At 32.2% G+C, this 11,521-nt stretch carries 12 protein-coding genes; 7 read left to right on the top strand and 5 right to left on the bottom strand.

Features of this window, described 5'->3' with window-relative positions:
- Positions 1 to 2 precede the first annotated feature (2 nt).
- From ACFSR1_RS16665 to ACFSR1_RS16650, 4 genes are all read left to right on the top strand, one after another.
- Positions 3 to 1,085 carry a fatty acid desaturase family protein gene (locus ACFSR1_RS16665; RefSeq protein WP_378294150.1) on the top strand — a complete coding sequence of 361 codons (1,083 nt, stop codon included), beginning with the start codon at positions 3 to 5 and terminating at the stop codon, positions 1,083 to 1,085.
- A gap of 138 nt (positions 1,086 to 1,223) precedes the next feature.
- A complete protein-coding gene (locus ACFSR1_RS16660) occupies positions 1,224 to 1,445 on the top strand; it encodes a hypothetical protein (RefSeq protein ID WP_378294149.1) in 222 nt (73 codons plus the stop codon).
- Between the two features lie 32 nt (positions 1,446 to 1,477).
- Positions 1,478 to 1,909, top strand: coding sequence for a hypothetical protein (locus ACFSR1_RS16655; RefSeq protein ID WP_378294148.1), 432 nt, complete (start codon positions 1,478 to 1,480; stop codon positions 1,907 to 1,909).
- Positions 1,910 to 1,933: 24 nt separating this feature from the next.
- Positions 1,934 to 2,302: a DUF2237 family protein gene (locus ACFSR1_RS16650; RefSeq protein ID WP_378294147.1), complete on the top strand. Its 369-nt coding sequence runs from the start codon at positions 1,934 to 1,936 to the stop codon at positions 2,300 to 2,302.
- 12 nt (positions 2,303 to 2,314) lie between these two features.
- Here ACFSR1_RS16650 and ACFSR1_RS16645 read toward each other — a convergent pair whose 3' ends face one another.
- Positions 2,315 to 3,595, bottom strand: a complete 1,281-nt coding sequence (locus ACFSR1_RS16645) for a protoporphyrinogen/coproporphyrinogen oxidase (RefSeq protein ID WP_378294146.1) — start codon at positions 3,593 to 3,595, stop codon at positions 2,315 to 2,317.
- Between the two features lie 1,064 nt (positions 3,596 to 4,659).
- Here ACFSR1_RS16645 and ACFSR1_RS16640 point away from each other — a divergent pair.
- The 3 genes from ACFSR1_RS16640 (at position 4,660) to ACFSR1_RS16630 (ending at position 6,492) form a co-directional block, all read left to right on the top strand.
- On the top strand, positions 4,660 to 5,100 hold the full coding sequence (locus ACFSR1_RS16640) for a 6-pyruvoyl trahydropterin synthase family protein (protein ID WP_378294145.1): 441 nt from the start codon (positions 4,660 to 4,662) through the stop codon (positions 5,098 to 5,100).
- A 54-nt stretch (positions 5,101 to 5,154) separates the two neighbouring features.
- The gene (locus tag ACFSR1_RS16635) at positions 5,155 to 5,691 is read left to right on the top strand and encodes a glutathione peroxidase (protein WP_378294144.1); all 537 of its coding nucleotides are present in this window, start codon (positions 5,155 to 5,157) and stop codon (positions 5,689 to 5,691) included.
- Between the two features lie 213 nt (positions 5,692 to 5,904).
- Positions 5,905 to 6,492 carry a fasciclin domain-containing protein gene (locus tag ACFSR1_RS16630; protein WP_378294143.1) on the top strand — a complete coding sequence of 196 codons (588 nt, stop codon included), beginning with the start codon at positions 5,905 to 5,907 and terminating at the stop codon, positions 6,490 to 6,492.
- A 156-nt stretch (positions 6,493 to 6,648) separates the two neighbouring features.
- On the opposite strand, the gene ACFSR1_RS16625 is transcribed toward ACFSR1_RS16630, so the two are convergent.
- The 4 genes from ACFSR1_RS16625 to ACFSR1_RS16610 form a co-directional block, all read right to left on the bottom strand.
- Positions 6,649 to 8,058 carry a S41 family peptidase gene (locus ACFSR1_RS16625; protein ID WP_378294142.1) on the bottom strand — a complete coding sequence of 470 codons (1,410 nt, stop codon included), beginning with the start codon at positions 8,056 to 8,058 and terminating at the stop codon, positions 6,649 to 6,651.
- Between the two features lie 115 nt (positions 8,059 to 8,173).
- On the bottom strand, positions 8,174 to 8,734 hold the full coding sequence (locus ACFSR1_RS16620) for a hypothetical protein (RefSeq protein ID WP_378294141.1): 561 nt from the start codon (positions 8,732 to 8,734) through the stop codon (positions 8,174 to 8,176).
- A 100-nt stretch (positions 8,735 to 8,834) separates the two neighbouring features.
- Entirely contained in the window at positions 8,835 to 9,929 is a 1,095-nt protein-coding gene (locus tag ACFSR1_RS16615) for a helix-turn-helix domain-containing protein (protein ID WP_378294140.1), read from the bottom strand.
- 588 nt (positions 9,930 to 10,517) lie between these two features.
- Positions 10,518 to 11,390 (bottom strand): alpha/beta hydrolase, encoded by an 873-nt coding sequence (locus ACFSR1_RS16610; protein WP_378294139.1) that lies wholly within the window; start codon positions 11,388 to 11,390, stop codon positions 10,518 to 10,520.
- Between the last annotated feature and the right edge of the window lie 131 nt (positions 11,391 to 11,521).

Below are 11,521 nucleotides of genomic sequence, written 5' to 3'. Positions count from 1 at the left end.
AGGTGAGAAAACGAGTACGTTCTTATTTTAAGGATAAGAATATTTCTATTTACGGAAACTTCAAGATGCACCTAAAAACGGTTATTATGTTAGGGGCTTATCTGGCACCTTTCATAATTATACTCACCATACCTCTATCCCCTTTAGCTGCCTTGGGAATGGTTGTTCTTATGGGTATAGGCGAGGCAGGAATAGGTATGTCAGTTATGCATGATGGAGCCCACGGATCTTATTCTTCAAAAGCATGGGTGAATAAACTTGTTGCTTCTACAATGTTTCTGTTAGGCAGCAATACTATAAACTGGAAGATACAGCACAATGTCAATCACCATAGCTTTACAAATATATTCAACTATGATACTGATATTTCCACTATCAGTGTGATACGATTGTGCGAGCACGCCCCACTTAAAAAATACCATCGTTATCAACATTTATATGCCTTTCCGCTTTATGGACTCATGACCTTTGTAAGACTTTTTGGAGAGATATCGGTATTATTGGAATATAATAGAAAAGGGATAACCAAACAACAACATGCCGACCCCACATTGGAAGTCGTTAAGCTTGTCATTACAAAGGTTATCTATATTACTTTAATCATTGGTCTGCCACTGCTTCTTACAGATTTCGCCTTTTGGCAAATATTAATTGGCTTTTTTATTTTACACGCAACTGCCGGCATGATTATGAGTACTGTATTCCAAATGGCACATGTAGTTGAAGGTACGTATCAGCCGTTGCCAGATGAACACAATACCATCCATAATGATTGGTTGGTACATCAATTGCTAGCCACATCAGATTTTGGAAGAAAGAATGGACTGTTTAGCTGGTATATAGGTGGACTGGATTTTCAGATCGAACACCATTTGTTTCAAAATGTATGTCATATACATTACCCTGCAATTGCACCTATTATACAAACAACAGCAAAGGAATATGGATTCAATTATAACCTAAAACCTACCGTCTTTTATGCTCTTGCTTCTCATTTCAGAAGACTTAAAGAGTTAGGAAGAATAGAACACAACAATAAACCTGAACAACACGATTATCCTGTAGATTCGATCCAAGGAATATAAAATTCTTTCTAATTTTTAGGAGAAATCTGTTAAATATCACTTCGGTACTAATAGCAATGCATTCTACAATAGTTAATTTTGTTTAAACATTTGTAAAAAATATTAAACATTATATATCTTTATACAAAATTAGAAGATATGGAACTTATTGAAAAAGCTTTAGAGTTTGAAAGTAGAAAGATGAGTAATATGACTACTAGTGATCGAGTAGAAGCTTCCAGAGAAGCCAAATCACTTATTCTAGCCATTAATGAAATCTATAAAAAAACAAAAGAATCTAAACTTATGGATATTATGAAACGGCTTACTGAGAAGAAAAGGAAAATAGAGAAACGTCTGAAAGGAGTACCCACTGTATAATTTCTTTTTTCATAATCAAGAACCCTTAAAAAATGTTATTAGAGACTACATATTCAGATAAAAAGAACAAAGAACTTATAAACGACTTGGTCGGAAAGCCTTTTTCACTATTAAGCTCAATCAAACTTAATGGTATAGGTTCTAAACGTATGATCATTAATGAAGTTAGTCCTAATCTAAAGAAATATTTAAATACGGTTTCTGATATTAATTATGGTAGTATAGAATTAAGGCCAGGTGGGATTTTGATAACTATTAATAAAGGATTACAAAATTTTACTTGGGTGATCCCCTATTATCAGTTTTATCTTTACAAAACAAATGGAATTAGTATTCATGCACAGGGTAAGTTTATTCATTTTAAGAATAATCGCACGCATCGAGAAAATGCTCCTTTCTTCAAAAAATTAATGCGATTAAAGACTGAATATGATCAAAAGTTTCCACACGTAGATTCGATTTAAATTTCATCTTAAACCAAATAGCTAATGACTAGCGAATTAAATGTACTAGGCACTCCATTGATATCTTGCTGCAATGACCCGGTAACCGGTTATTTTAGAGATGGATTTTGCAGAACTACAGATCAAGATACTGGTACACATATTATTTGCGCGATAATGACTTCAGAATTTCTGAAGTATACAAAATCCAGAGGAAATGATCTATCTACTCCCATGCCATATTGGAATTTTCCAGGATTGAAACCGGGTGACAAATGGTGCTTGTGTATTTCCAGATGGTTACAAGCTAAAAAAGCCGGAAAAGCACCTCTGATTATACTAGAAAGCTGTCATCAGAAAGCCTTAGAATACACAGATATGGAGACGTTACTTGAATATAAGTATACTGTATAAATTTTCTTGTTTTCAATTAAATTCTGAAGTGAATTCTTCTACAATCAAGCCATCTTCTAAGGTTTTTATAATTCCCAAAGCCGCACGCTCGCCGGATATCATAGCTGCATTAAGTGATCCATTAAGCAATTGATCTCCCGCTAGAAAAATCCTAGTTGTTAGTTTAGTTTCTGTCTCAGAAAGCTCATATTGCAAGTTTTGTAATTTTGGAAGTGCATTTTTGATATGATAATGCTTCATAAATGTACATCCTGTAATGCCGCAGAATCGATCTAACTCTCCGATAACCTCTTTTATTAACTCTTTTTCATCGTGATGATGATCTTTAACTACGGTTACTGACAATAGTTCTTTTTTGGGAGTCCCAGAAGTTTTCAAACTAGTGTGATAAAAAATATTATTAATCAAAGCATCTTTATCAGCAATAAGACCAATAAGAGGTTTGTCAATAACGCTATCATCAACTTCAAAATATAAGGTATCACAAGACCTCCATTCCATCTCTTGATTATTAAGATTGGGAATTAGCTGATGTGCTTGGGTAGCAACAATCGTAAAATCACTTTTTAACTCTTCTCCGTTGTCCAAGAAAACACTACCGTCGATAACTTGTTTTACAGAGGTATTATATAAGAATTTTGTTTTCTTTAATTTTGAAACCAATTGAGTTATGATTGCCTCAATTCCATCTTTTGGTAATGCCGCATCACCTTCTCCAAACATCTTATACACAAATTGAAACATGCGACTTGAGGTTTCCAGATTAGGCTCTAAAAAGATTCCGCTAAAAAAAGGTCTAAAAAACTGATTAATCATTTCTTCAGAAAAGCCATAGTCCTGTAAGTATGTTAAAGTGCTCATCTCATTGTCCCTAAAAATATCAGTAATTGATTTTTTCTTCAACATAGCATTGAGTCTTAACACCTTTATTTTATCAGAAAAATTACCAATATTAGAGAACAAGGTAGGAATCAAAAGAGAAGCATTACGAATTGGATCACCTATTGTTTTTAGTTTCCCATTAGTAAAAATAGATGCTCCTGATAAAAACTTTTGTAAAGATAATTTCTCAAAATCCAGATATTTCTGAGCCGCAGGGTAGGCAGTTAGTAACACCTGAAATCCATGATCTAATTGATATCCATCGATCACATCTGTTTTGACACGCCCACCTGCACGATCTGTAGCTTCTACAATAACAGGTGCGTATCCGTGGTTTTCTAATATCTGAGCGGCTATTAAACCACTGATCCCGGCACCAACAATATGGATTTTATACTCTTCCTTTTTCATATACTATATCTTATAGATATTCTTAAAAATCTCTTTTAAAATTAGCTGAATATCCCTCTCATCCCAAATATACAAAGGGTTCTGTGTTGCTAATGATAGCGTTTTGTTAATTTTTGTTTAGTTTTAAAACGAACGCATCAAACGTTTCACAAAAAACAAAGCTAATGCCTTATCAGAGTCTCATCTGCTTATAAATTTCATACCTTGTATAAAACTTTATTGGACACTATTAAAAACCTTTTGAGCACATTTTTTATGAGCTTTATTAGTTGTTTTATATTATAATCCTCAGAGAATGACTATAATCAATAGATAAACAAAAATTATTATGGCAAGTCAGTCTGTATAGTCCGGAATTTACGACTGTGCCTTTGAGGATTTTTTCATTTTAGTTTCATAGGGTTCATCCTATGAAAATTTCTTCTACAAACCTATATACTGAAGGTGTCAACAACCAAAATAGCAAGATTAAAACTTCGTAATTATTCCGGTTTGTCAGATACCAGAAGTTTTTAATTCCCGGAATACATAATACAATTATCAATCAATTGAAAAAAGCCATCGTTCGACAACTAATCATTTTTTTGATTATAATTTTTATTATAAGAGCGTATAACAAAAATAATCCAGACTAGAAAAATAGTCGTAACTACTATAGAATATAGGAATAGTGGATCCATTATGAGTTGTTTTTAAAATAATTAAGGAAACCTAAAATTGTCGGTGCCCATAAACCGATAAAAATAGCTTCAAGGTGTCTACCACTACTAAAAGAATAATGTGATAAACAGATAACTCCGATAACGGTTAGTAGCATGATAGTATTCATCACACCAATCTTTTTTATGAAGTTTTTAATCATGTTCAATATAGTGAATTAAAATTTTGTTTTGTAGTATTTGTTCTAAATCAATTTTTTTCTTGAATTTAAGTTTTGTTTAAACTATTGTTAAATACCTTAAACAAATATACAATATACTCTAACTTTACCAAAATTAAATTAGGTAATAACTCATACGCATTTTAAATAAGTAGGGTTATCGTCTTTAAAATTTTCATTATTTATGATTGAGAACACAGAAAAATCTTCTGAAAGAAAAGTTGCTATTATTAGAAGAGAGCATTTTAACGCTGCCCATAGATTGCATAATCCAGACTGGACTGAAGAAAAAAACAATAAAATTTTTGGCAAATGTAATAACCCCAATTACCACGGTCATAACTATGAGCTTGAGGTTAAAGTTATTGGTTTTGTTCAACCAGAAACCGGATATGTAATAGACACTAAACTACTATCAGATCTCATTAAAAACCAAATAACCAACCGTTTTGATCATAAAAACCTAAACCTGGATGTAGCGGAGTTTAAAAATTTGAATCCCACAGCAGAAAATATCGCTATTGTAACCTATGATATTTTAAGAGAGCATTTGGATCAAAAACTAGAGCTCAAAATCAAACTTTACGAAACACCAAGAAATTATGTTGAATTCCCTTACTCATAAAAATTGTGAGTATTTGGCATTGATGATCATATAGTATCAGTTAAATATTAGCCTATGAAAATAATTAGTAAAATTAAGACAGCTCCAAAAAAGTCAATTATTCCATTAGCCAAGTCTACAGAATCCATTTATGATATCCACATAAATAACCTGGAAAGCAAGGCAATTGACTTAGCCGATTTTAAAGGTAAAAAGATATTGTTTGTCAATGTGGCGTCTAAATGTGGTTTTACCGGTCAGTATAAAGATTTACAAAAACTCTACAATACATACCAAGATAAACTTATGATTATTGGATCTCCCTGTAATCAATTTGGTAAACAAGAACCAGGAGATAGTTCAGAAATTCAATCGTTTTGTGAACGTAATTATGGTGTAACATTCCTTATAACCGAAAAGATAGATGTTAAAGGGAATAATCAGCATCCACTTTATGGTTGGTTAACAAGTAAACAAAAAAATGGCAAGAAAAATTCCAGTGTAAAATGGAATTTTCAAAAATATTTGATTGACGAACAAGGTGAACTCATAGATTATTATTTTTCGACAACCAGCCCGATGAGTTCGAAAATAATAAGGCATCTGAAATAAGTATTCTTCCATCGAATTATAATCTTAATGTCGCATCCAATTGTTACTAACTTTTTATGTTTCTTAAAACATTAATGGAACTGCAAGTGGCAATACAACGCATCAAGAATGTAACAAGTATTAATTTTGTTTAATTAATTTAACTAAACTTTAAACAAAAATTAAGTTTATTAACACAAACCCCTGCTTACCTTTGAGAAAAACTTATTAATCATGAAAAAATTATTTCTAACATTATTTTTGTTAAGCGGTTTATTAGTTACTGCTTCTTGTAATAACGACAATAAAAAAGACAAAAAAGAAACTGAAACAGTAGAGAAAGAAACTGTTGAGGTTAAAGAAGAAAAGGTTGTTAAAACACCAACTATTGTTGGAGTGGCAGCCGCGAACGAAAATTTTACGACATTGGTTGCTGCAGTAAAAGCTGCAGGATTAGTAGAAACACTTAATGGGGATGGACCATTTACAGTATTTGCCCCAGTAAATGATGCTTTTGCTAAACTGCCAGAAGGTACAGTTGATGGTCTCTTGAAACCTGAAAGTAAAGAAACACTTACTGCAGTATTAACATATCACGTTGTATCTGGTAAATTTATGGCAGCTGATGTGGTTAAAGCAATTAGTGATGGTGGTGGAACTTTTACAATTACCACTGTCCAAGGTGGTACATTAACAGCTTCATTAGATGGAGATAGTGTCATTCTAACTGACGCTAAAGGAGGTAAATCAAAAGTTATATTGACAGATGTTAGTGCTTCAAATGGAGTGATCCATGCTATCGACACGGTAGTTATGCCTTAAATTATAACCACTTGTATAGTGGATTAGACCCCTTCTAAAATATTATTTTAGAAGGGGTTTTGTATTTCTTATGAATATCTTTTATCCAGTTGGATATAGAATAACTTATAGTTTTTTTAAATAATAGCTATCATAGCATCCGGAACTAGACATTTTCTATTGTTGGAGTAATTCGATAGCGCGATCTATTCCACTATCTTTTTCTTCTTGAAAATCTAGGGTTGATAAAAAAGGTACTCGATTTTCTTGATTTTCGGGTCCAATTCCAACAACTTCAAAAACTTCTCCTTGTGCATCACTGTATATTTCATTAGATAATCCTACTTCTCCTCCATTAGGCAATACATGCTCGAGAACAGTAGAAAAAGCACCATTGGTATGCTCTCCTACAATAGTAACATATGGTAAATCTTTCATACATAATGTAAAAAGTTCTCCTGCGCTTATGGTAAAGGGACTGGTAAGTAATATGATATCTCCTGTGAATTGAAAATCTCCGCGAGGTCCTACAGAAAAGGATTTGTTTTCTGTAAAACCGTCTCCCAATCTAGCTTTTTTGAAATAAGAAACTCTTTCTTGATCCATAAAACGAGAAACCATGTTCAAAGCTGCTGTATCATAACCACCATCGTTAAAACGCAGGTCTAAAATCAGTTTAGAAATTCCTGATGTCGAAACATCTTTCATCACCCTATCTAATAAAGTATTTAATGCCGGGAGTTCATCATTAAAATTTGTTCCATATCCTTCCATAGTTAAGATATTAATATATCCAATATCATCATTGATTAATCCCCAAATGATATTCTCTCTTTCATCTATCTCAAAATCTCCTCCTAAATAATCAGTAACGATGGTTACTAATTTTTCATTACCAAGATCAAAAAGATTATTAATATTTGTTAGAACAAGATCTCCACTTAGGTTCGCATTCAGCCTTTCCAATAATTTTGGATCTCCAGATCGAATGTCAACACCCACTGCTTCATCATAGATATTTACATGTCCATCTTCTAACAAATAAACTAGTTCTTTTATAGTATCATATAAATTATCTGCTGTGACTTGCTCTCTTAAGTTTTCATACTGAGACCAATCAATATTTCTGGTTTCAAAAAAAGCATAGTAGTCATTAAAAATATTCCAGAAATGGTCAAAATTCACCTTTGGATCTTCTGTGGTAGCAATCATGTTTGGAAGGCAATTTGGATTTTGATCTAATAATCGGGTAAAAATCACATCTGAATCTGATAAATCAGAAGTTCCGATAATTTCGTTTTCATTTACCTGAGTTAATGTAAATCCAAAAAACTCTACTGGAATAAAATCATCATCCTGAATGGAACATCCCGCAGTGTTTATGTTATAAAATATATCTTTCCCATCTGTAAACTCAAAAATGTATCCTTTATCAGCTACGAACCAAAATCCATTGATTAAATTTTCTGTAGGAAGAGAGGTGTCATCATCAGATTGACAAGAAAACACAAACAACACCAGGAAACATAGATGCCATTTTTTAATAATTGTAAAAGAGATTTCTTTTTTGATTGCATATAACATCATAATTCTAATTTTTTATTTTTTTTTGAAAAGCAAAAAGTAAAATGTTGTATAAAGACCTAGAGGATGGTTTTATTAAAACTGAAGAAAATTGAACCTGGTTCTTATCGCACTGTATTTAAAAACGATATCCAATTTTGAGATTAAAATAAGGTGTCAAACCAATTTCTCTACCAGTACTGTTTCCAAAACCAAGTCCAACACCTATTCCTGCTTCGTAATTAAAATAATTACCAATATTTCTTCTAATTCCCCAGCTTACTGCTGTAAATGGATGGTTTGACAAATTTCTATCAGTACCAGTATCAGCATTGTCATAAAAATAGTAACTACCTCGCAGCGATACATAATTGCCACTGTTACCATCTATTCTTTTGCCTTGATTCGCTCGTTTGTTTAAATTATAATACCAACGTGGTTCTAATGCTACTATAGGTAATGAATAACCATTACCAACTTGGGTATCATTACCATCTGTCCACAAACCTACTATTGCTATTCCTGCTTCACTTCGTAAAGCAACTTGGTTGGATATTTTTAATTCGTTATGAACCCACAAACCCATGACTCCGATTTGAATTCCAAAGGTTGATTTTTCTACGGATGCTTCTTGTACATTTTGTGAAAATCCAACATAAGAACTAAGGACTAACAATGAAACAATAATTACTTTTTTCATTTTTATATTTTTTGTTTACAGAGGTAAATGTATCAGGAACAAAAAACAAAAAGAGTGATTTTAGCGATGAAGAAGTGCTAAAACATTGGAATTACACGAATCAGGACGTTTTTTGAAGCTTTCTGAAGGCGCCTGGAGACATCCCCAAACTGATATTAAAAGTTTTGTAGAATGCACTCTTAGATTTAAAACCAGCTTCCAAGCCAATGGCCTCTATAGAATATTTATTGAACACAGGATTATGCAATAGATTTTTAGCAGCTTCAATTCGATATTCATTTACAAACTGAACAACGCTTCTATTGATTTCCTGATTTATAATCTGTGATAAATATCCTTCGCTTGTTTCTAATCTGGTTGCCAAATCCAATCGACTTAAAAGAGGGTTTTTATATAACTCCTCTTCTTCCATCAATGTATATAGCTGGTTCATAATTTTCGAAACCGTGGTTTCATTTATTCGCTTTTTTATTGGAGTATTATCGACCTTTCCTGAAATTAAATATCGATGTATCTCTTCTTTTTGAACTATAATCTGTAGTTTGAAGATACCATAATATAATATCCACCATAATAAAAAGGAAAGTAGTATCCATAGAAAGTTCATAGTATATGCTGAATCATACATATAAAACTCTATATTAGACAAAAGCCAGCATATAATAATACATATGAGAAAAAGGTTTAATCGTAATAACCAACCCCTTTTTTCTTCTGTAATCGAATTAGACTTTTTAATTAGATTCCTTCCCCACAAGATTAAGAAGATATTGTAGATGAGAGATCCTTGATCCTTTATATCAAACACCAAACTATCGATATCTGAATTATAAATATTAAAACCCTCTTGTAAAAAAACAGTAGAAATTTCAATTATCAGAGAGCAAAAGAAGGGAAAATACAACCATTTGTACCAGCCTTTTTTAAGATATTCATGCCGAATTTGAATTAGAAAATAGGTAAATAGAGTAACTGCAACCAAAAACTCAAATGCAAAATTGGATAAAAGTTCTAAAATACCATATTCCGGATCATTCCAACTTAAAAAGGTTAATATTGCTATTAGGAATATTGATAAAGAAAGATAGTTATTTGCACGACTCTTATAAAAAGAAATAGTAACTAATGAGATACTTATAAAACATCCCATAATTCCACTAGCAATTATTGTTAAATCTAATAGTGTTGTATTCAATTTTTATAGAAATTAATGATGTTAAAATTTAATGACAAGTATACATTACTTGAGTAAAAATGTTTTATACTTCAATACAATACATCACACCAATAACTATAAATATTCTGGGATATTACAAGATTCTTTTTGTTTTGGAATAAATATAAGCTGATTTGATATTTCTCCGGGATAGCTAATCTTAATTTATTTGTAATCTCTTTTCAAACTACGCATAGTATGGCTCTAAGAAGGATTGCTTTAATTTGAAATGCTAGTGGGATTAACTTTCATTAATCCCACTAGCATTTCAACAAACCTGTTTATCTATATCTGATATCATCTGTTACTCCAGTACTATTCATTATTGTAATTGTATTCCAAATGTCTCATTAAAGCCTTGTACAACGAAATCATTAATCGTTTCATCGTGATCTCCAGGTCCCATGATTATATTGACATTTTTAGACTGCAAAAACTCAATCTCTGTAGCTGTAGGTCTACCAACGGCTTGGTCGGTTTCTACATAAACATAGTTGATTTTTGATAAGTTTTCAAGAGTATTGAGCTGTTCAGTATATCTATTGATTACTTTGTTATGGTTTCAACTTATTGTATACCAAATATTTCTTTTAATAGACCTGCTCCATCCCATATTGCATCATCGTGACTTCCACCTTCAGAAAGAACTACATTTGCACCTTTGTCATTTAGAAATTCAATTTCTTGAGCAGAAAGTGGCCCAGCTACCTCATCCCTATCGCCGTAGACATAGGTTACTTTTGAAAGGCTTGAAACGTTGGTGAGTCTATCAGTATATCGATTAAATGCAAACCCAGCAATTAATCTACCCATATTTCTTTCTTCTACAGTATCATTATCAGGATCATTTTCTAATTGAATAGTATAATTGCCATCATTGTCGTAGATATGTATTGGAAATTTCCCTTCACTAAGAGCTTGCCAGGCAGCATCATCGACATTTAGACGATTACCTAGTATAAGATAACCGTCAGCAACATCAACTCCGTGAGTAGCTATTAATTCTTGAACAATGAAAGCACCAAATGAAACCCCAAGAACATATACCGTTTTTCCTTGTTGATTTTTGAAAAAATCAACAACACGTTTGATATTGGAGATACTCTGCAAATCGTATTCTTTTGCTTGTTCAAAAGTAATATCTGAACTTGTGAATAGTATTGGGTTTTTTGTTTGTACCTGATGCACCATCACATATAATGCTGATTGGATTCCTAGTTCAGTTATCACTTCATCTGATGCCTCATCATCATCAAGTTCAACACTGGGCCCTCCCTGAGCATGAATGACTACAATGTCTCCTTGTAGATTACCGTGAAATGTCGCAATATCTGAAATTTGATTAAATGCGTCGCTACTGTCATTATTGTCATCAGAACCGCAGCTGATAAAAAATAATGACAAAATAAGTGCTGTTGTGTACTTGCTAAAATGTTTCATTTGTTATTGTTTTAAAATTATTTAGTTGTCAAATGGAATTCGCCATTAAACATTTGGATTAATATTTACTTCGTAGTTATGGCTCATTTCATAATAGTTTAATTTTTATGTTATTTATAATTATTTAATAG

This window comes from Aquimarina rubra, assembly GCF_042684305.1.
GTDB classification, from domain to species: domain Bacteria; phylum Bacteroidota; class Bacteroidia; order Flavobacteriales; family Flavobacteriaceae; genus Aquimarina; species Aquimarina rubra.
Note: the sequence above shows the minus strand (reverse complement) of the source record. Positions and strands in the feature narration are given on the sequence as shown.